Annotated in this window: 20 protein-coding genes and 1 pseudogene; 15 read left to right on the top strand and 6 right to left on the bottom strand. The window is 59.5% G+C overall.

The genetic code is table 11. From position 1 onward, the window contains the following. Positions 1–6: 6 nt before the first annotated feature. Together PMI09_RS15460 and PMI09_RS15455 are read left to right on the top strand one after the other, a co-directional pair. A complete protein-coding gene (locus tag PMI09_RS15460; RefSeq protein WP_007795794.1) occupies positions 7–972 on the top strand; it encodes a LysR family transcriptional regulator in 966 nt (321 codons plus the stop codon). Next, positions 959–1,270 carry a hypothetical protein gene (locus tag PMI09_RS15455; protein ID WP_007795792.1) on the top strand — a complete coding sequence of 104 codons (312 nt, stop codon included), beginning with the start codon at positions 959–961 and terminating at the stop codon, positions 1,268–1,270. The genes PMI09_RS15460 and PMI09_RS15455 overlap by 14 nt, the downstream gene beginning before the upstream one ends. Positions 1,271–1,411: 141 nt before the next feature. Here the strand turns inward: PMI09_RS15455 and PMI09_RS15450 are convergent, their stop codons facing one another. Together PMI09_RS15450 and PMI09_RS15445 are read right to left on the bottom strand one after the other, a co-directional pair. Continuing rightward, complete coding sequence (locus PMI09_RS15450) at positions 1,412–2,653, bottom strand: endonuclease/exonuclease/phosphatase family protein (RefSeq protein ID WP_007795789.1); 1,242 nt, start codon at positions 2,651–2,653, stop codon at positions 1,412–1,414. 98 nt (positions 2,654–2,751) lie between these two features. Continuing rightward, on the bottom strand, positions 2,752–3,309 hold the full coding sequence (locus tag PMI09_RS15445) for a DUF308 domain-containing protein (protein ID WP_007795784.1): 558 nt from the start codon (positions 3,307–3,309) through the stop codon (positions 2,752–2,754). A 118-nt stretch (positions 3,310–3,427) separates the two neighbouring features. On the opposite strand from PMI09_RS15445, the gene PMI09_RS15440 reads away from it, so the two are divergent. The 7 genes and pseudogenes from PMI09_RS15440 to PMI09_RS15415 all read left to right on the top strand — a co-directional run bounded on the left by PMI09_RS15440 (position 3,428) and on the right by PMI09_RS15415 (position 8,295). After that, a complete protein-coding gene (locus tag PMI09_RS15440; RefSeq protein ID WP_007795778.1) occupies positions 3,428–4,027 on the top strand; it encodes a TetR/AcrR family transcriptional regulator in 600 nt (199 codons plus the stop codon). A 262-nt stretch (positions 4,028–4,289) separates the two neighbouring features. After that, positions 4,290–5,402: a Fic family protein gene (locus PMI09_RS15435; protein ID WP_007795776.1), complete on the top strand. Its 1,113-nt coding sequence runs from the start codon at positions 4,290–4,292 to the stop codon at positions 5,400–5,402. A gap of 224 nt (positions 5,403–5,626) precedes the next feature. After that, positions 5,627–5,698, top strand: a pseudogene (locus PMI09_RS32820) (DUF6429 family protein); the annotation flags it as partial. A 309-nt stretch (positions 5,699–6,007) separates the two neighbouring features. Then, positions 6,008–6,394, top strand: a complete 387-nt coding sequence (locus PMI09_RS15430; RefSeq protein ID WP_244423773.1) for a hypothetical protein — start codon at positions 6,008–6,010, stop codon at positions 6,392–6,394. A gap of 98 nt (positions 6,395–6,492) precedes the next feature. Further along, on the top strand, positions 6,493–7,407 hold the full coding sequence (locus PMI09_RS15425; protein WP_007795769.1) for a DnaJ C-terminal domain-containing protein: 915 nt from the start codon (positions 6,493–6,495) through the stop codon (positions 7,405–7,407). Positions 7,408–7,409: 2 nt separating this feature from the next. Next, the gene (locus PMI09_RS15420) at positions 7,410–7,742 is read left to right on the top strand and encodes a chaperone modulator CbpM (RefSeq protein ID WP_007795768.1); all 333 of its coding nucleotides are present in this window, start codon (positions 7,410–7,412) and stop codon (positions 7,740–7,742) included. A gap of 76 nt (positions 7,743–7,818) precedes the next feature. Then, positions 7,819–8,295 (top strand): cupin domain-containing protein, encoded by a 477-nt coding sequence (locus PMI09_RS15415; protein WP_007795766.1) that lies wholly within the window; start codon positions 7,819–7,821, stop codon positions 8,293–8,295. A 5-nt stretch (positions 8,296–8,300) separates the two neighbouring features. Here the strand turns inward: PMI09_RS15415 and PMI09_RS15410 are convergent, their stop codons facing one another. Then, positions 8,301–9,506, bottom strand: a complete 1,206-nt coding sequence (locus PMI09_RS15410) for an ROK family transcriptional regulator (protein WP_007795763.1) — start codon at positions 9,504–9,506, stop codon at positions 8,301–8,303. A 221-nt stretch (positions 9,507–9,727) separates the two neighbouring features. Here PMI09_RS15410 and PMI09_RS15405 point away from each other — a divergent pair, with 221 nt between their 5' ends. The 6 genes from PMI09_RS15405 to PMI09_RS15380 all read left to right on the top strand — a co-directional run bounded on the left by PMI09_RS15405 (position 9,728) and on the right by PMI09_RS15380 (position 15,782). Beyond that, complete coding sequence (locus tag PMI09_RS15405) at positions 9,728–10,966, top strand: extracellular solute-binding protein (RefSeq protein ID WP_007795761.1); 1,239 nt, start codon at positions 9,728–9,730, stop codon at positions 10,964–10,966. Between the two features lie 74 nt (positions 10,967–11,040). Next, positions 11,041–11,925, top strand: a complete 885-nt coding sequence (locus PMI09_RS15400; protein ID WP_007795756.1) for a carbohydrate ABC transporter permease — start codon at positions 11,041–11,043, stop codon at positions 11,923–11,925. Then, positions 11,925–12,770, top strand: a complete 846-nt coding sequence (locus PMI09_RS15395; protein WP_007795753.1) for a carbohydrate ABC transporter permease — start codon at positions 11,925–11,927, stop codon at positions 12,768–12,770. Before PMI09_RS15400 ends, PMI09_RS15395 begins: the two co-directional genes overlap by 1 nt. 8 nt (positions 12,771–12,778) lie before the next feature. Further along, positions 12,779–13,789, top strand: a complete 1,011-nt coding sequence (locus PMI09_RS15390) for an SIS domain-containing protein (protein ID WP_443216181.1) — start codon at positions 12,779–12,781, stop codon at positions 13,787–13,789. Next, positions 13,789–14,718: a PfkB family carbohydrate kinase gene (locus PMI09_RS15385; protein ID WP_007795746.1), complete on the top strand. Its 930-nt coding sequence runs from the start codon at positions 13,789–13,791 to the stop codon at positions 14,716–14,718. Before PMI09_RS15390 ends, PMI09_RS15385 begins: the two co-directional genes overlap by 1 nt. After that, positions 14,715–15,782, top strand: a complete 1,068-nt coding sequence (locus tag PMI09_RS15380) for an ABC transporter ATP-binding protein (protein WP_007795743.1) — start codon at positions 14,715–14,717, stop codon at positions 15,780–15,782. Before PMI09_RS15385 ends, PMI09_RS15380 begins: the two co-directional genes overlap by 4 nt. Positions 15,783–16,132: 350 nt before the next feature. Here PMI09_RS15380 and iolB read toward each other — a convergent pair whose 3' ends face one another. The 3 genes from iolB to PMI09_RS15365 are packed head-to-tail and all read right to left on the bottom strand — an operon-like array spanning position 16,133 to position 20,710. Continuing rightward, positions 16,133–16,942, bottom strand: coding sequence for a 5-deoxy-glucuronate isomerase (gene iolB, locus PMI09_RS15375; RefSeq protein ID WP_007795740.1), 810 nt, complete (start codon positions 16,940–16,942; stop codon positions 16,133–16,135). A gap of 10 nt (positions 16,943–16,952) precedes the next feature. Continuing rightward, positions 16,953–18,791: a 3D-(3,5/4)-trihydroxycyclohexane-1,2-dione acylhydrolase (decyclizing) gene (iolD, locus tag PMI09_RS15370; protein ID WP_007795738.1), complete on the bottom strand. Its 1,839-nt coding sequence runs from the start codon at positions 18,789–18,791 to the stop codon at positions 16,953–16,955. After that, on the bottom strand, positions 18,788–20,710 hold the full coding sequence (locus tag PMI09_RS15365; RefSeq protein WP_007795735.1) for a bifunctional 5-dehydro-2-deoxygluconokinase/5-dehydro-2-deoxyphosphogluconate aldolase: 1,923 nt from the start codon (positions 20,708–20,710) through the stop codon (positions 18,788–18,790). Before PMI09_RS15365 ends, iolD begins: the two co-directional genes overlap by 4 nt. Position 20,711 lies beyond the last annotated feature (1 nt).

Here is a 20,711-nt window from a genome sequence, read left to right as displayed (position 1 = left end):
TTAACAATGCAAGACATGTTGGTGGACAAGCTTCCGGCGGGCAACGACTACAATCAAATGCGCGCCTTCATCGCCGTTGCCGAATACCTGAGCTTCAGCCGCGCCGCAGAGGTGCTCGGTGTGTCGCCATCGGCACTTAGCCAGATGATCCGCAGCTTTGAGGAACGGGTGGGAATGAGGCTCCTCCACCGAACGACCAGGAACGTATCACTGACGGAGGTTGGCGAGAACCTGTTCCGACGCGTTCGACCCGCGGCGTTCGAGTTGGGTGAAGCCCTGGCACAGACAAGAATTGCTGGCGAGCGACCGGCGGGCACTGTCCGCGTGCACACGTTCCGCTCGGCGGCGCAGAAGCATATCGAACCAATCCTCACGAGCTTTGCCGAACGCTATCCCGACATCGTGCTCGACATCACGATCGATGATGAGACGGTTGACATCGTCGCTCGAGGCTATGATGTCGGGCTAAGGATCGGCGAGGTCATTGAACGAGATATGGTCGCTGTCCGTCTGGGACCTGAGTTACGCCAACTGGCTATCGCGACACCTGACTACTTCCGCCGGCATGGTCGTCCCGAGCATCCGCGTGATCTTGTCCACCACCGATGCGTACGGTGGCGCTGGCCTGGACATCAGGCGCCTTATGCCTGGGAATTCTTCGAGAACGACGCATGGTTCAGCGTCGCCGTCAACGGTCCCCTGATCGTGAGCGACAAGGAAACGGCGGTGAATGCTGCTCTTCAAGGGATGGGAATAGGATTTGCGGTCGAGGACACGGTAGCCGATTATCTTGCGCAGGGACGCTTGATCAGTTGCCTCGAAGCTTGGTCCGCGCCGTTCCCGGGTTGGTTTGTCTGCTACCCGCAGCAGCGGCAGATGGCTCCTGCGCTGCGAGCGTTCATTGATGCCGTCAGGTCTGGGCTGTCCGTTCCCATTGCTGAGCTTTCAGGAGGAGCAAATGTTGTCGGCTGAACAGAAGGACGAGTTGGTCCGCCTCTTCGACGCGCAACTCCCATCAAGTGAAGGCGATGCAGACGCATATCTGGAAGTCGATAGCTTCCGAATGTTCGCCGCTACGGAAAAAGGCGACCTGCTCGCCCGCCTTGCCCTCTCTAGCAGCGAGACGATGGATCTGGCGATCAATCCTCTCTGTGCTGTGCGCCTTGCGGCGACGATCCTCGATCTCGTTGGCAGGTCGGGTGACTTCGTGGTCGATCTCGCCCTTTATGATGCCCAGACCGGCGAGCAAATGGTACGGCTACGCCCTTGAGTGGAGGCGTAAGTTCACGCATCCAATATACTGTTGCCCTGCCACGATCCGCTCGATGTCAACCCGCCCGCTGTGCTCATTGCAAGGCAGCCGGACGACGTCTGAGGCTGACGTGCCCCCGCAGAGACGACAGCCGTCGGCTCAGTAAGATATCTGCGCCACGATGGGGCAATGATCGGAAATGGCGAGCTTTTGATCGCTACCATCAGGTTTGGTTCCCGCTATGCTGCTACCGAGATCGCTGATGCTTAAATGCTTGGCACCTTGTGAATTTTTGACCCCGCGCCCGACAAGGATGTGATCAAGGCCAACCGGGTTGCCGCAACCAAGATATCCTGGCGCGCTGAGCAAAGCGCGCTCTTCGCGGTCCAACGGACGGCTTTCGCTAACATCGCAGAGCAGCGAGCCGACCTCACTCGTCTCGCAGTGTTCGTCGAGTAGGCGCATCACGCTGGTGGCTGGCGCACCGTCAATTAGATCCTCGATCAGGGAATTGGTGAGCGAAGCCGGTATGTGTGGTGATGCTGGCGAACCACCGTCCGTCCTGACGGGCGAGAGATCACGCAGTTCATGCCAAAAGTTTCTGTTAAAGTCGCCCATTAGGACCACTTTGGCATCGTCAGCTGTCTCGCGCTCGATCCACGCTTCGAGCGGCTCGACTTGCTGCTGCAGTATAGGGCAATGATCTCCGGGCGACGCTAGCCTGCCGTTCTCGAAGGGCGAGACGCATCTGGATTTCAAATGGACGGACAGTATCCGGACGGTCGTCCCGTCGATGTCGAGGGAGAGCGCCAGGCCGGGCCGAGGCCGCTCACTTTCGGGATTGCCGGGAAGGCTTACAGGGTCCTCGATGGCACAAGAGATCTTAGTTCCCACTGATTTCTTCCACGCAATCACGATACGCTGAACCTTGTATCCAACGACCGCGCAGAAATCGTACTGATTGCCGTGATCCGGAAGGATTTCCCGAATGGAATCCTCTCCGTTGACTTCTTGGAAGGCAATAATGTCTGCGGGCACCGAGGATGCGACGTATCTTGCAAGGCTTTTATGCCGTTCTTGGTATCCGGCAGGTTTTACGAAGACAATCTTGTTGTCCCGATCTCGGTAAACGCCGCAAACGGGAAACCTCGTCGTATCCCATCCGTCGATTTTGAACGCGTCGACGAACCAGCCGGGTTTGGAATCCGGACCGCTTCCCTCGCGCCAGACATCAGCCGTGGCATCTTTGACATATCGCTTGCTGCAGAGGTCAATCCACTGGTTGGCCGTCGCCAAATCCATGTGCCAGCCAAGGTTCCAGCTTGCGATCGTAACGTCTTTTGCTTGGGCGCTAAAGCCGCAAGCAAGCATCCATGACAATGCAACTGCGAACCTCAACATGAACGCCCCTTGCTCAGAAGTTGGTTCGCAGAGATAGATACAATTTTAGCTTGGGCGCAAGTACAACGATAGCGATAGGCTATGGCCGGGCTTGCCCGTCAAGCTTCGGCGTTCCTGCGAGCTGACACCGTCAACCAGATCGCGGAAATCAGAAAGTAGAAGGCACCGAAGGCGGCATATGGGGCGACGTCGAGAATGGAAGGCGGCGTGGTACCGAGCGATTGGGTGATCATAAACCCGCCAGCCAGGCAGGACTGGCCTCCGCTCAGGATCATCGCCCACTGCGCACCAAAGCCGCGCCACCGGCGCACACCGGTCATCAGCTGGAGTGCACCGGACAGAATGGCCCAAACACCAAACACGGCCAAAATGGCATTGGTGCTTTTCGTCGCGGCCAAGATCACGGTAAGCGTCGTAACGGTGCTGACGAAGATGTTGAGGGTTTGCGAGCTGTTCGCTTTGAAGCCGCCATTTGTGCGGGCGTCGACAAGGTTCGCAACGGCATCCCATGCAGGGTAGATTACGAGCAATCCCGATGCCAAGATCGGGTTGCCGGCGTAGAGAATGGCGGCCGCCACCCAGATGATCGAGAAGGCTGCACGCACGTAGTAATAGGATCGCAACCAGTTGGACTGCGAGGATTGTTGGCTGATCATAGCTGGCTCCGTTTACGTTTTGCCTACCTTCTAGTAGGTAGCCCTGAAAATTCTGTCAAGTAGTTATAGACTTCCTATAGAACGTTGACAGCCTTCCTACCAATAGGTAGGAACAGCCATGGAGACAATGCCTTCGACCTCGGACAAGATATTGGACATCGCGCAGTCACTCATCGTGAGAGGTGGCTACAATGGCTTCAGCTATGCCGATATCTCGGGTGCCATTGGAATCCGGAAGGCAAGCATCCATCATCATTTCCCGACCAAGAGCGAGCTGGTCGTGGTTCTCGTTGATCGATATCGTCGGCAAGCATCCGAGGGCCTCAAGGCCCTGGACGAGAGCTTTCCCAACCCGCTCGAGCGACTGAAAGCTTATCTCGGTTACTGGCAGCAATGTATCAAGGACGCATCGGCACCGATCTGCGTCTGCGCCATGCTCGCCGGCGAGATGGCAATGTTGCCAGAGGAGGTAGCCGCGAGAGTGCGTGCGCATTTCCAGCGGTTGGCTCAATGGTTGAATGACGTTTTGAAGGCTGGGGCGGACCAAGGCGCATTCCAGCTCACCAAAAAGCCCGCTGACGAAGCTCAGTTATTCATGGCAACAGTGCACGGCGCGATGTTGTCAGCGCGGGCCCTGGACGATCCCAAGCTGTTCAACGTTATCACGAAACCTCTACTCGACAGGTTGAAGGCAGCTGACGTCGGTTGGAATTCGTGAAGGTCACGCAAGGTAATCACTAGATCCGTGTTCGCGTCCCAGGCTCTTGCTGGGACATTTTCTGGAGAGAAATCGTCTCCGCACGGAGTACCCCTCGGATGTGACTTTGACGGGCGTGAAACCGCTGCGGCAAACCGTTCAGTGAAGCGCGCCCAACTCGCTATGTCGCCGTCCCAAATCGTGCCGGTTGTGAGCGATAGAATCGGTTGCTATCGCTCACAAATTGCAGGAGCATGAGTTATAGAAAGGACGTCTATACCTCATGAAGTGGAATTGGACGCAGCAAGCTTGGCCTCAATTCATTTATGACGAGGCTCACCTCAAGACACTGGAAGATCGTTTTCTTCTATCTTCTGGGGAAGTGATCGGGGCTGTCCGTCACATCCGTGATGAGGAGCGCAATCTGCTGTCTGTCGAGCTTTTAAGCGACGAGGCCGTAAAAACCTCGGAGATAGAAGGCGAAATGCTCGATCGACTGAGTGTCCAATCCTCGTTGCGCCGGCAATTCGGTCTCGATGCTGACAACTGGCCCGTAAAGCCGCAAGAGCGCGGGATCGCCGAAATGATGGTCGATGTGTACGAGACCTGTTCGGGCCCACTCAATCACGAAACTCTGTTTCGCTGGCATGGAATGCTGATGACAGGAAACCGTTATCTTGAAACGATCGGCAGATATCGGACCCATGACGACGCCATGCAGATCGTGTCCGGCCGTATCGACCAGCCAGCCGTTCACTATGAGGCTCCACCATCAAGGCAAGTGCCGGCAGAAATGGAAGCTTTCATGGACTGGTTCAACAGATCAGCGCCGAGCGGTGAAAGTCCCCTGCCCGCTCTGACACGAGCGGGATTGGGTCATCTGTATTTCGAAAGCATCCATCCATTTGAAGATGGTAATGGCAGAATTGGCCGGGCGCTTGCGGAAAAATCACTGGCGCAGAATATCGGCCAACCGAGCCTGATTGCATTTGCCTACACGATCGAGCGCGGCCGCAAAGCTTATTACGATCAGCTCGAACGCCATCAGCGCACGCTCGATATCACCGACTGGCTGGTCTATTTTGCCGAAACCGTTCTCGAGGCACAGCAGACGACCCTGGAGCGTGTGGCCTTCTTCATCGCCAAGGCGCATTTCTATGACCGCTTTCGCGATCGGCTCAACGAGCGGCAGGAGAAGGTCATTGCTCGCATGTTTCGTGAATGCCCAATGGGTTTCAAGGATGGATTAAGCGCTGAGAACTATATCTCGATCACCCGAAGTTCCCGAGCGACCGCCACGCGCGACCTTCATGATTTAGTGGAAAAAGGTGCACTCAAGCGTGCGGGTGAGCGACGGTACACGCGCTATGCCCTAAATCTGCCTGCAATTAAATAGCGGCCAACAAGGGCACTTACCCAAGCTTCCAGCAAAACGGCGCTTGTCTAGTTCGGTGACTGCCGGCGTCCTCAGAAAACACCTCTCCCTGTCGTCAAACGCTTGTCATTCTGGTGTCCCGCTTCGATAGCTTTGAGACTTTCGATCAGAAGATCGGACAGTGCAGCGTATCCATCCGAGGAGGGCCGCGGGATTTTGGGCGCCGCGCGTGGTAACGTCGGTCCATGGAGATCGATGAGGACAGGATCGACGATGCCGTTTTGGCGCTGTTATGGCTGACGCTGCATAACGAGCGATAGCTTAGCAGGGCTGACGAGCAAATTTCCTCGTCGCATGACGTCCCTGCGATCCCGAGGGTCCGACGCGCTCCAGGCAAGAGAAATCCCTTGCACTTGCGTATCTCGTTGGGACATCTTGGTTGGCTACTCACTGAGGGAACTTTCAACATTCTGAAGCATTCTTGATCATCTTCAGGGGAGGACGTCATGAAGTGCTGCCGACATGCTGCTGTCACCCTGCTCTTCTTAGTGGTGACAGGCGCTGCATATGCCGATGAGGCGCCTTTCCTCCAATCGCTGGTCGGTGATTGGACCGGAGGAGGCATGATGAAGCGCACGACATCCTCGTCCCCGATCAACCTCAACTGCAATTTCAAGACGCAGGCCAGTGGCGAGGCGCTTTCGATGCAGGGAATTTGCCGTGGGATGATCGTCGTCACACGAGCGGTTTCCGCCAACATCAAAGTCAATGGCGCGCACTATGCCGGCAGTTACATCGGCCCGGCAGGGGGCGTTTCGGGCCTGCGTGGAACGCGCAGCGGCGATGCTATCAATCTCGCCGTGCGCTGGTCGAAGGTAATCAATGGCGATCGCAGCGCCAGCATGACGATCCAGCGTGTGGACGCCAATGCGATCCGGATCCGAACGGTCGACGTGGATCCGGCGTCCGGCCAGCAGGTCGTGACAAGCGATCTCAATCTGCGTCGCAACTGAGATCCTTTGCAGGGATAGGACCTCTCGTCGGAGCAAGTCGGGAAACCTATATAGCCGCAAAACGCCGGCGATTTTTGCCGACTGAACCGGAGATATGTATGAGCCGCGACCCGTACGAGCTTCTCGGCGTGAAAAAGGACGCCACGCAAAAAGACGTTCAAAGCGCATTTCGCAAGCTCGCAAAGAAACTTCACCCCGACCTTAACCCCGGCGACAAGAAGGCGGAGGACCGTTTCAAGGAGATTTCTGCTGCTTACGAACTGCTGAGCGACGAAGAAAAGCGCGGGCGCTTCGACCGCGGCGAGATCGACATGAGCGGCGCCGAGCAGCCGCAGCGCCACTACTATCGCGACTATGCCTCGGCCGCCAACGCCGGCAATCCTTACCACAACAGTGCGGGTTTTGCCGATTTCGGCGACAGTGACGATATATTCTCGAGCTTCTTTTCGCGACGCGCACGAGGAGGAGAATTTCGCGCACAAGGCCAGGACCGCCACTACTCGATGGAGGTGGATTTCCTCGATGCCGTCAACGGCACGAAGACACAGATCCGTTTGCCGGATGGGCCAGCGCTCGATCTGCAGATACCGCCTGGAACGCGTGATGGCCAGACGCTCAGGCTGCGAGGCAAAGGCGAGCCCGGTATTGGCGGCGGCTCATCTGGAGATGCGCTCGTGGAAATTCGCGTGCGTCCGCATCACTTCTATGTCCGTGATGGCGACGACATTCGCTTCGATCTGCCGATCACGCTGCGCGAGGCCGTGCTCGGCGGCAAGGTGCGTGCGCCGACGCCGTCCGGTCCCGTCAACCTCACATTGCCGTCGCATTCGAACACCGGGAAGGTTTTGCGCCTGAAGGGCAAGGGCGTTCCGAAGAAAGGCGGCAGCGCTGGAGACATCTACATCTCGCTGAAGATCGTGCTGCCGGACGCACCCGATCAACAGCTGACCGAGTTCATGACCGGCTGGACGGCAGGCGATGCGCAGGATCCGAGAAAGGGCATGGGAGAATAGCCATGGATGATCTTGAATTCCGCCGTTTTCTGAAGATCGATGTGAGGGTGCTTGAGGTCTGGGTTGAGCAGGGATGGCTGCTGCCGCAGACACGTAACGGCGCCCGCGATTTTCGCGACCCTGACGTTGCGCGGGCACAGCTCATCCTCGACCTGACGCGGCATATGGGTGTCAACGACGCCGGCGTCGACCTCATTATGGATCTCATCGATCAGATTCATGGATTGCGCGGAACGCTTCGCGAATTGCTTGCCGCCATGGAGGAGCAGGACGAGGAGGTCAAGCGCAGGCTGCGTGGTAAGCTGGACGATATCGCCGGCATCCGAGGCCTTTGACCAATCGCCTGTTGACTCCTGCTCGCAGGGCCTAGCGATATCATCTGAAAGGGTGACCACCCTCAGGGAGGCATGAATGACCCAGGATCATCATCACGATCAGATCGACTGGCGCGAGCATGGCGTAAAGGTCATTCCAGGCAACTCACTTGATCCCAATACGGCGCAGACACCCGGAATGAACCGGGCAACGGCGATCAATCGTGCGCGCGCCGGGGCCGAAAAGATATGGGCTGGCACCGTCACCATCCACGCGAATGCGAAGACCGGCGCCCATCACCACGGCGATCTCGAAAGCATCATCTATGTGGTCAAGGGAAAGGCGCGCATGCGCTGGGGCAACCATCTCGAATTCACGGCAGAGGCCGGCCCCGGCGATTTCATCTATGTGCCACCTTACGTGCCCCACCAGGAGATCAATGCCAGCCGCGACGAGACCCTAGAATGCGTCGTCATCCGGTCCGGCCAGGAGCCGGTTGTCGTCAATCTCGATATCGAACCGGTCGAAAAGCCGGAAGACGTGCCATGGATCGATCCGATCCATAGGCAGTAACGCCCTTACAGTGAATCCTTGAGAATAGCCGCAAAGCTCGGATCAAAGGCGCGGCTGATCGGGTCGGCGGCTGCGCCAAGGGCGACGGCCCAGGGGTCGGTCATTCCAAGCTGGAAGCGAGGAATGAGCCGGTCTCGGCGATCGGCGATCGACGGTGGGAGTGGGTGCATTGCCTCGACCAGACGCCGCGCCAGGGCTTCCGGCGCACCGCCGCAGAGGATCACGGTCTGCGGATCGAAGATCGATTCGATCAGGTGCACGCTCCAGCGCAGATCCATCACGGCTTCTTCAATCCAGCTCTGAATCCTCGCATCATCCTTCAGCGCCAGTTCGTTCACCATCGCGTAGACGCCTGGATCGGCGGGATCGATCGCCAGATGCTGGTAGAGCGAGGCGAGTGAAGCGCGATGTTCGAGTGGGGTCGGGCTGCCGCTTGCCGAAAGCAGGGCCATGCCGATTTCGCCGGCATTGCCATGCGCACCGCTGTAGAGTTCCCCGCCGAGGATCAGGCCGGCACCGATACCGTAACCGAGATAGAGGCAGACGGCGTGATCGAGCCCGTGGGCGGCGCCAACCATGCGCTCTGCCGTGGCGCATGCAGCCGCGTCGTTTTGCAGACGAACGCCAAGCCCCGTGCCCGTCGCAAGCGTTTCCAGCAGCGGAAATTTCTGCCAGGCCGCCATCATCCAGGGATCGTCACCGGTCGCCTCGATACCGAACGGGCCGGGCATTGCCGCACCCAGACCAACGAGCCGCCGCTCCGATTGCGCGACAAGCCCAGCAAGATCGCGGCGAACCTTCTCGATGAGTTCGAGAATAACCGCTGCACCGCGTGACGGGCCATCGGGCGGCAGGTTCGCCTCGGCTCGCGTCAGCACATTGCCGACAAGATCGACGGCGATGGCACGGGTTACGTGACGATCAATCTGTAGCCCGATCGCAAACGCCCCTTCCGGCACCAGCCGATAGGGTGTCGATGGTTGGCCCCTGCCCTTGCGGACGGCTTCCTGCGCGGTGACCAGCCCTTCCTGTTCGAGTTCGTCGATAATGTTCGACACGGTCTGCTTGGTGAGCTTCGTGGCGCGCGCCAGATCAGCGCGCGAGAGCGCCCCGTTCATCCTCAGGGCATCCATCATCACACGCCGGTTATGGGCGCTGGTGCCTTCATGATTGGTGCCACTCTTTGCCCGTATCGGGCGCGTGTCGTTCATCCTGAATTCCCTCTTGACAGCAGTAGAATATTGAAGAAGTAATAAGTCAAGACAATTGACTTAATAAGGAACCAAAGAGTTCCAGGGAACGCGAAGAGCCAGAAAACGGCTCTGACGACGCTCTGAATCTGGCAGCTGGCTCACCGGCGCCTTTTCGACAGCTGATGGCGACGACCGCCGCCCTCAGGAATTGGGTGAATGTCAAAAAACTGGAGGCTGGAATGTTGAAATCCTTAAACAAGACGCTGCTCGGAGCGGCACTGATTGGTGCATCTTTTGCGCCACACGCCTTTGCCGAAACGACGATCAATGCGTTGTTCATGGCTCAGGCCGCCTATAGCGAAGCCGATGTCCGTGCCATGACGGATGGCTTCTCAAAGGCAAACCCGGACGTCAAGGTCAATCTCGAATTCGTTCCCTACGAGGGCCTGCACGACAAGACGGTGCTTGCCCAAGGTTCTGGCGGCGGTTATGACGTCGTCCTCTTCGACGTCATCTGGCCGGCCGAATACGCGACCAACAAGGTGCTGGTCGACGTCTCCTCGCGTATCACCGACGACATGAAGAAGGGCGTTCTGCCTGGCGCATGGACGACGGTTCAGTACGACGGCAAGTATTACGGCATGCCGTGGATCCTAGACACCAAGTATCTGTTCTATAACAAGGAAATCCTCGAAAAGGCAGGCATCAAGGCCCCGCCGAAGACATGGGACGAGCTGACCGAACAGGCAAAGACGATCAAGGACAAGGGCCTTCTCGCAACGCCGATCGCCTGGAGCTGGTCGCAGGCCGAAGCCGCGATCTGCGACTACACCACGCTCGTCAGCGCCTACAAGGGCGACTTCCTGAAGGACGGCAAACCGGACTTCCAAAATGGCGGCGGCCTCGACGCGCTGAACTACATGGTGTCCAGCTACAAATCTGGCCTGACCAACCCGAACTCCAAGGAATTCCTGGAAGAGGATGTGCGTAAGGTCTTCCAGAACGGCGATGCCGCTTTTGCGCTGAACTGGACCTACATGTACAACATGGCGAACGATCCGAAGGACAGTAAGGTCGCGGGCAAGGTCGGCGTCGTCCCGGCTCCGGGCGTGGCAGGCAAGAGCGAGGCGTCGGCCGTTAACGGCTCGATGGGTCTTGGCGTCACGACCGCCAGCAAGCATCCGGATGAGGCTTGGAAGTACATCGCCTTCATGACCTCGCAGGCGACGCAGAACCAGTACGCCAAGCTTAGCCTGCCGATTTGGGCCTCCTCCTACGAGGACCAGACCGTGACCAAGGGCCAGGAGGAACTGATTGCTGCAGCCAAGATCGGTCTCGCCGCCATGTATCCGCGCCCGACGACCCCGAAGTATCAGGAACTTTCGACGGCCCTGCAGCAGGCGATCCAGGAAGCCCTGCTCGGCCAGTCCTCGCCGGAAGACGCCCTGAAGTCGGCTGCAGAGAACAGCGGTCTCTAAGCGATATAACCGTCCAGGCGGCCTGGTGCCGCCTGGCTCCCCTTTGACAATCCGATGAACTGAGAGGGCGCCTCATGTCCGGCACCTGGATGACAACGCGCGCGTGGCTTTTGATGTTGCCGCTGCTTGTCGTGATGATCGCCGTCATCGGATGGCCGCTCGTCGACACAGTAGGGCTGTCTTTCACCGACGCAAAGCTCGTCGCCACCGCCGGCAACTTCGTCGGCATCGATAACTACGTGAAGTTGGTCTCCGGCTCGAATTTTCAGAAGAGCCTGATCACGACCACTTGGTTCGCGGTCATTTCGGTCGCCGCCGAAATGGTGATCGGCGTTCTTGCAGCCCTTCTCCTCAATCAGGATTTCCGCGGCCGCGCGCTGTTGCGCGCGCTGATGATCCTTCCCTGGGCGCTGCCAACGGTGGTGAACGCGACGCTCTGGCGGCTGATCTACAATCCGGAATACGGCGCGCTCAACGCAGCGCTGACGCAAATCGGCCTGATAGACGCCTATCGCTCGTGGCTCGGCGAACCGGGCACGGCGCTTGCCGCCCTGATCGTTGCCGATTGCTGGAAGAACTTCCCGTTGGTAGCGCTCATTGCGCTTGCTGCCTTGCAGGCAGTGCCGCGTGACGTCACCGCTGCCTCGCTGGTCGACGGCGCCGGCCCCTTCGCCCGCTTTCGCTTCGTGATCCTGCCTTATCTCGCCGGCCCGTTGATGGTGGCGCTGGTCCTGCGCACCATCGAGGCTTTCAAGGTCTTCGACATCATCTGGGTGATGACCCGTGGCGGTCCCGCCAACAGCACGAGGACGCTATCGATCCTGGTCTATCAGGAAGCGTTCTCCTTCCAGCGCGCTGGCTCCGGCGCCTCGCTGGCACTGATCGTTACACTGCTGGTGACGCTGCTTGCCGTCGCCTATGCCGCGCTGGTGCGCAAGACCGCAGGGAGTGCTGGCTGATGGAACGCAAGAGCCCGATCTTTTCAGTCTTCATTTATGCTTGCGCGTTGCTGCTTGCCGCCGTCATTCTCGCACCAATCCTGTGGCTGTTCATCATGAGCATCTCGCCGGCTGCCGACCTTGCCGCCAAGCCGCTGCGCTGGTGGCCGCAGTCGGCTGATTTTTCGCGTTACGGCGTTCTGTTGTCGACCATCGAAAACAGCGCTGGCGCGGCCTTCACCTCGTCGCTCAGAAACAGCATCGAAGTTGCAGGCATGGCAACGATTGCAGCCATCGCGCTGGCCATTCCGGCCGGCTGGGCCGTGTCGCGGACGCCTTCCGTCGGCTGGTCGCTTTCAATGGTCATTGCCACGTATATGCTGCCGCCGGTGGCCCTTGCCGTGCCGCTCTACATGGGCTTGGCCCATCTCGGCATGCTGAACAACGTTTTCGGCCTCGCTCTCGTCTATCTGACGATCCTTGCCCCTTTCACGACATGGCTCATGAAGTCCGGCTTTGACTCCATCCCGAAGGAAATCGAAGCAGCAGCCATGATCGACGGCGCGGGTCTGCTCCAGACTTGGAAAATCATCACCCTGCCGCTCGCCATGCCGGTCGTCGCAACCTCGGCGCTGTTTGCCTTCCTGCTCGGCTGGGATGAGTTCTTCTATGCGCTGCTCTTCACCTCCGACCAGCGCGCCAAGACACTCACGGTTGCCATTGCCGACCTCGCCGGTGGCCGTGTCTCCGATTACGGACTGATCGCAACCGCCGGCGTGCTTGCCGCCCTGCCCCCGGTGCTGGTTGGTCTTGTCATGCAACGAGCCCTGATTTCCGGGCTGACCAGCGGCGGCGTCAAGGGATGACAAGCACCATGGGAACGAGACGACCAGCCGGCCTGATCGCAATCGATCACGAAATGTCGCGCCAGCATGCCGACGCCCTGGCGTCCTACGCTGGCGCGACGCAGACTGCGCAAACCATCGCGGCATCGCTGAAGAAGAAAGGCAGCCTCCTCCTTCTTGGCATGGGCGGATCCCATGCTGTCGGTCGTGCCGTCGAACCGCTTTATCGCGCCCTCGGCATCGATGCGATCGCCCTGCCTCTTTCCGAGCAATTGGGGCAGCCGCTTTCGCTCGAGAGGCGAACCGTCCTCATTACGTCGCAATCCGGCGAAAGCGCCGAAGTGGTGCGCTGGTTCAATGAGACCGGTGGCGGCTCCGACACGTTCGGACTGACGCTGGAGGCAGGATCATTTCTGGCGCGTACAGCACCCTGCCTCATCGGTGCTGGCGGCACGGAACTGGCGTTTGCGGCCACCCGCAGCCTGACTGTCTGCTTTGCGCTGCATCTTGCAGTGCTGGCGGCCCTTGGCGAGGATCCTGCAACCGCGCTTGCCGCACTCACCTTTCCCGAAACGCCAGACATCGATGCCGCTCTTGCGGCGCTGGACGGCGTTTCGACCGTCGTCACGTCCGGCAGGCGCCTCCAGGGCCTGGCGGAAGCGCTGGCGCTTGGCCTGACCGAGCTCTCCCGCCGCCCCTGCTTTTCGCTGGAGGGCGGGCAGTTGCGACACGGGCCGATGGAAATGCTTGGCTCGACAATCGGTGTCGTTCTTTTTCGAGGAGAAGACAGCACGGCCGGCTTGGTCACGGCCATGGCTGTATCAGCAGTCGAAACCGGCGCTCCGGTGATCATCTTCGATGCGTCGGGCAAAGAGCCAGTCGCAGGTGCCGTTACCATCGGCTTCAAGGCGGTCGCGGGTCTGGCGGCGATCTTCGCAATGCTGCCGGTGGCACAGCGCTTCATGATTGCGTTTGCTGATGCGCGGGTCGAGAACGCCGGTACACCGGTGCGCTCCACCAAGATCACCCGGAGCGAATGATGCGTCCGCTTGCTGTTATCGGAAATGTCAATGTTGACCTCATCCTCGGCCCGGCGGCGCCCTGGCCGAAGGCCGGTACCGAGATCATCGTCGATCATGACGAACTACGCGTCGGCGGAGCAGCCGGCAACAGCGCCCTTGCCTGGAACGGCCTCGGCGTCGAGTTCGAGATTGCAGCCAATGTCGGCAACGATCAGTTCGGCCGGTGGCTGAGCGAGGCTTTTGGCGAGCGTGCCGCGAAGTGGCCCGTGCGCCCCGAGCAGACAACACTGTCCGTCGGCATCACCCATCCTGATGGGGAGCGCACGTTCTTCACGACCCGTGGCCACCTGCCGCGCTTCAGCCTGGCCGATGTGCTTGCAGTTCTCGATGGCGCGCAGCTGTCGGGCGGCTATGTGTTGCTCTGCGGCTCGTTCCTGACGGACGATCTCACACGCGACTACGATGCGTTCTTCGACTGGGCGGACCAGCACGACATTGCGGTCGCGCTCGACACCGGCTGGCCGCTCGACGGCTGGACGGAAAGAAACTGCGATGCCACGCGACGTTGGCTGTCTCGCTGCGCAATCGCTCTTCTCAACGAGGTGGAGTCCACCACGCTCGCCGGCCTCGACGACCCAGCCGAAGCAGCAGCAGACATCCGATCGCACATGCCGGATGGTGCGATCGTCGTTGTCAAACGAGGCCCCGATGGAGCTCTCGCGATCGGCGGTGACGGGAAAACCGTCTCGGCCCCGGCCCCGGCGGTCACGGTCGTCGACACGATCGGCGCCGGCGACGTTTTCAACGCCGGCTTTCTGGCGGCCCTGGCACAGGAAAAGTCTATCGCTGACTGCCTTGCGGCTGGAACTGCAGTCGCCTCACGGGCCATTTCCACCCTTCCCCGCAATTACGGCGGACCGTCCGCCTCCGAGGAAACCGCTCAATGAGTGCGCTTGAAATTGTCAACATCCGCAAAACATACGGCGATGTCGAAACCTTGAAGGGCATCGACATTGCGCTCGAAAGCGGCGAGTTTCTCGTGCTGCTCGGTTCCTCCGGCTGTGGCAAGTCGACCCTGCTCAATATCATCGCAGGCTTGGCCGAAGCCAGCAGCGGCGACGTGCGCATCGGCGGGCGCTCCATCCTTGGCGTGCATCCAAAGGACCGCGACATCGCCATGGTCTTCCAGTCCTATGCGCTCTATCCAAACCTGACGGTTCACCGCAACATCGGTTTTGGCCTGGAGATGCGCAAGGTTGCGGCTGCCCAGCGCGACCGGGCAGTGCGCGATGCGGCCAAACTGCTGCAGATCGAAAACCTGCTCGAGCGCAAACCGAGCCAGCTGTCGGGCGGCCAGCGCCAGCGCGTTGCGATCGGTCGCGCGCTGGTGCGAAAGCCGGAGGTCTTCCTCTTCGACGAACCGCTTTCCAATCTCGATGCAAAATTGCGCATGGAGATGCGCACAGAACTCAAGCGCCTGCATCAGATGCTAAAGACCACGGTCGTCTATGTCACCCATGACCAGATCGAAGCCATGACGCTCGCCACCCGCATCGCCGTCATGCGAGACGGGCGGATCGAACAGCTTGGCACTCCGTCTGAGATTTACGACCGGCCGGCAACCCTCTATGTCGCCACCTTTGTCGGTGCGCCGCCAATGAACCTCTTGAACGTTACGGCTCGCGGCAGTGAGCTTCAGATCGACGGGAGCGATACCGTGCTGCTGCTGCCGGAGGGACTTGAAACCCGACCCAAGGACGGACAAAAGCTGATCATAGGTATACGGCCGGAAGCATTTCGACTTGGCTCGGCCGGCCTCACGGTTCCGGTGACGTGCGAGGTTGCCGAATTGACCGGCCCCGAGCTCGTCGTCACCGCTTTTGCCGGCACGCAACGGATCATGGCCTGCCTGCCGCCGCGCACGGCTTTGGAGAATGGCCAGCCGCTGACGCTTTCTTTCGACCGGGAGGCAATTCACCTCTTCGACGCAGAGAGCGGATCGCGCTTATAGGGATCGGTTCCGGTACGGGTCGAAATGACACCCGAAGCATATGCAATCGGGCGGTCCGGTGAGGGGCAAGCTGCCACGACAATTGAGGCGTGGCCGGGATGGCTCGGTTGCAAGAAGCCGCTTTGGATGAAGCTCGCCTTTCCGCCCGACGTTTTCAGACGCGTGGATACAAAGTAGCCAAACCTCGCTTCCGGGCCATAGCTCCTGCTTCACGAGGAGAAATACCATCGAACAGGCCTCGGCCAAGATCGTTTCGAGGCTCGACACCCACACAACCAAGCGTCTTAGCCAAGTCAAGGAACGCTTCATAAGAAAGGTATGGGCTGCTTTCTGATTAAGCGCTCTTTTGATCATTTTGCATCGCGCTCCATGATCCACTCGACTTCAGGCGCGGGAATGAAGCGCCATTTGCGCAGCGGCCCGGCCATGACGTTGAGATAATAGGCTTCGAAACCGTAAGGGGTGCCACACGGATGATGGCCGCGCGGAACCACGACGACGTCCCCGTCCATGACCGCCATCGTTTCGTCGAGCCGTCTATCATCGGTGTAGACCCGCTGGATTCCGAAGCCGGAGGCAGGGTTGAGGCGATGATAATAGGTTTCCTCGAGATAGGTGATCCGCGGAAAGTCGTCCTCGTCATGGCGATGACTGGGATAGGAAGACCAATGCCCGGCAGGCGTGAAGACCTCCGTCACGAGGAGGCTGTCGCAATAGTCCTCGTTCTCCATGGCGATGTTGTTGATGTAGCGGGTGTTCGTGCCCTTACCGCGCGCGGTCAGGGAAATACCGTCCGGCCCGATCCGGCGCGCGGAGTGGCCGCCCTGCCCCGGTGCTGAACATACGGCGATGATGCAATCGGTCTTAGCCACCGCCTTCCAGTCGTGGCCATTTGGTACATAGAGGCAATGGGGCGGTGTCTTCTCGAAAACGGCCATGCGATCCCCAAGTACGCCCCAGTCTACCCCTGCCGCCTGGAACTCGGCTTTCCCTTCGACCATCACCAGGATAACCTCGCGATCTCCAGTCGTTTCCGTGGCCACCTCGCCCGACCTCAAGCGGTAGAGCGAGAAGCCGACGTAGCGCCAACCTGCTGACTGCGGCGTGACCTCATGAACTTTTCCGTGGTTGCCAAATGGTTTGCGCAGAAGATCAGCCATAACGGGGCCCTCAGTTGAAAGTCCGCTGGTCACGCGCATTCTGGTTATAGTGCTCGCGCGCGCGCTCTAGCCGTTCAGGGCCACCGGTTTGGGGCACGGCAACGTCCCACCAATGACCACCAGCCCCCGTGCCCGGAACAGCATCTGTATCGATCACGATGACGGTCGGTTTGGTGCGAGAACGCGCTTCAACGATCTTCCGCTCGAGATCCGCAATGTCGGCTGCCTTCTCAGCATGCGCACCCATGGAGCGGGCATGACCGACGAAATCGAGCTCGGGCATCTCCTCGATATTACTGTCCTTGTACATGTTGTTGAATTCAGCGCCGCCACACTCGATCTGCAGGCGATTGATGCAGCCGTAGCCACGATTGTCGGTCAGGACGACCGTGAACGGGACCCGACGCATGACCGCCGTGGCCAGCTCCGAATTCGCCATCATGTAGGAACCGTCGCCAACGAAGCAGACAACCTCTTTCCCGGGAACAGCCAGCTTGATACCCATGGCACCGGCCACCTCGTAGCCCATGCAGGAATAGCCATATTCCATATGGTAGCCGCCCTTGGCGGACTGCCAGAGGACCTGCAATGCACCAGGCATGGTGCCGGCAGCACACATGACCACGGTTTGGTCGGTTGAGACCCTTTGCACCGCTCCGATGACCTGCGCATCGGTCGGGAGGTGGTTCGCCAATCCGGAACCAGGCGCTGCCGTGACGTGTTTCACAGCCGCGTGCCAGCTTGTTCGCGAGGCTGCGTCAAATTCCGGGGCCTTGTGATCTGCAAGAAGGGCAGACAGCTTCTCCAGCGTCACGCGTGCATCACCGACAACAGGAGCCGCACCATGCTTCGTTGCGTCATAACCGTGAAGGTTGATCGAGATAAGCTTCCGACCGTTGTTCTTGAACAGCGCCCAGGATCCTGTTGTGAAATCCTGAAAGCGCGTTCCGACACCGATCACGAGATCCGCATTCTCGCATAGACGGTTGGCGCATTCTGAGCCGGTAACCCCCGGAGATCCGAAGTTGAACTCATCGGTCCAGACGTTGCCGCCCTTCCCTGCCTGCGTTTCGACAAAGGGAATATTGTGTTCTCTCGAGAAGGCGGCCAGCGTATCTTCTGCATCCGAATAAAGCACGCCACCGCCGGAGATGATGACCGGGTGCTTGGCGGCACGGATCAAGGCTGCGACCTCTTCCAGCTCGCGCGGATCGGGCTCGGGACGGCGGATGCGCCAGACCTTCGGCTCGAAGAAGCTTGCCGGATAGTCGAAGGCATCCGCCTGCACATCCTGACAGAACGCGAGGCAGACAGGCCCGCAGTTCGCGGGATCGGTCATGACCGAGAGCGCCCGTGGAAGAGCTGTCAGCAGATGCTCCGGCCTCGAAATCCGATCGAAATATCTGACAATGGGCTTGAAGGCATCGTTGGCACTGATCGTGCCGTCGTCGAAATCCTCAATCTGCTGAAGGACGGGATCTGGCCGGCGATTGGCAAAGACATCACCGGGAATGAACAGCACCGGCAACCGATTGACATGTGCAAGTGCTGCCGCCGTCACCAAGTTCGTGGCCCCCGGTCCGATGGACGACGTCACGGCATGGGCGTGCTTTCGTCGCTTGGTCTTGGCGTAAGCGATGGCAGCATGCGCCATCGTCTGCTCATTCTGGCCACGCCATGTCGGCAAGGCATTCCCAATGCCATGCAAGGCTTCACCTAAGCCCGCCACATTTCCGTGGCCGAAGATTGCCCAAACGCCTTCGATGAAACGCTCGCCGTCTTCTGTCATCTGCACAGAAAGCCACTTTACGAGCGCTTGTGCTGCCGTGAGCCTGATTGTGGTGGTCATGCTGCTTTCTCCCGCGCGGCTGCCCGCGCCTTGTCCCAGATCGACGCCAGGCGCCCATAGCGCTTCGCCATCTCGTCGATAGCGGCCGCGTCTTCGATTTCGTCTTTCATCCAGGCGCGCGCGACATCGCCGAAGATGGTTCTTCCGACAGCGAACCCGCGGACGAGGTCGAAACTCGCCGCAACATCAAAGCTGGCTGCAAGTTCCGCCTCAGGAGCATCAAGACCAAGCACGACAATTCCGCGGGTGTATCGATCGTTCGTTTCAATGGCGGCTATCGTGTTTGACCATGCCGTGGATGTTGTCATCGGCTCCAGCTTCCACCAGTCGGGGAAGACGCCGATGTCATAGAACTGCTGGATAAGGATGGCGGTAGTCTCTTCGTTAACCGGGCCGACCTTTGACGGAATGATTTCCAGCAGAAACTCCAGATTGTTGCGCCGCGACGCCTCGAACAACCGTTTGACGGTTGCCTCATGCTCGGCGCGCATCTGGGCATCGTCATCTGGGTGGCAGAAGCACAGCACCTTCACGACATTGCCACGTGCCCACTCGCTTAATCCCCCGTAGTCGCTCCCGAGTTCTGGTTCCAAAGTCAGCGGTCGTGACCCTGGCCATTCGCAAGGCCGTCCTATCCAAAGGCCACTTCCCGAGGCCGCGTGCAGGGCCTTCTTGCCGATACGGTTGTCGCAAAGAATGCCATAGCCGGGCCGGCCGGCCTGAACTTGGACTGCCGCCTTAAGGCAGAGTTCTTTAAACGCCCCGCCTCTTTCCAATGTATAGCCTGGCATCTGCTCGAGTTGGATCCGATGGTCGAAGGCGAAGATCCGATAGTCCTGCCAGTCTTCGCCGTGATTGCGATGACGGTTGGTCGCCCAATGGATTTGCTCGACGGCTGTATCATTGCGGAGGTCCGGCCGTTTGACGCCTCGTTCCAGGAAAAATTCCAGCTCCGCCAATGACGGATAAGCCGGCGTGCAGCCGTGGCGGGAGACAGCAAAGGCGCCGCAAGCATTGGCGTATTTGAGAGAGGTCGACCAGTTCTCGCCATCAAGCCATCCCTTCAGCAGACCGGAGAAAAACCCATCGCCCGCGCCGAGCACATTGAAAACGTCGATCGGGAAACCTTCACCCGAGATGCCATCGTCAAGATTGTCCGGGATGTCGCCCTCAAACGCGACTGCCCCCTTGGCGCCGCGCTTCAAGACGAGGGTGGCAGACGACACGGCCCGGACCGCTCTCAAGGCCGCGACAGTGTCGGTCGTCCCGCCGGCGATATGGAATTCATCCTCGGTACCGACGATCAGATCGAAGTAATGCAACGTCGAACGTAGTTTCTCGGTAACCTCCCGGCTGGCGACAAAACGGCTTTCACCGTCACCATGACCGGCGACGCCCCAGAGATTCGGCCGGTAGTCGATATCGAGCGCGGTCTTGGCACCGCTATCCCGCGCAAAACTGAGGGCCTTCAGGACAGCAGCCTCGGTGCGAGGATTCGACAGATGCGTGCCTGTTACGACGACGGCGCGGGCCGAGGCGATGTAATCCGGCTGGATGTCGGCCTCGCAAAGCGCCATGTCGGCGCAGTTTTCGCGGTAGAAGATCAGAGGGAATGTATCCTCGTCGCGAATGCCGAGCAAAACGAGAGCGGTCAGACGCTCCGGATCGGTGACCACGCCACCAACGTCCACCCCTTCGCGCAGCAATTGTTCCCGGATGAAGCGGCCCATATGCTCGTCGCCGACACGCGTGATCAATCCGGATTTCAGTCCAAGCCTCGCTGCCCCGCAGGCGATGTTCGTGGGCGAACCGCCGATGTACTTGTTAAACGAGCCCATATCTTCCAGTCGGCCACCCACCTGTAGACCGTAGAGATCGACTGATGATCGGCCGATGGTGATGACGTCGAGTGGTTTCATT

Source organism: Rhizobium sp. CF122 (assembly GCF_000282035.1).
In the GTDB taxonomy this organism is placed as follows: Bacteria; Pseudomonadota; Alphaproteobacteria; order Rhizobiales; family Rhizobiaceae; genus Rhizobium.
Note: the sequence above shows the minus strand (reverse complement) of the source record. Positions and strands in the feature narration are given on the sequence as shown.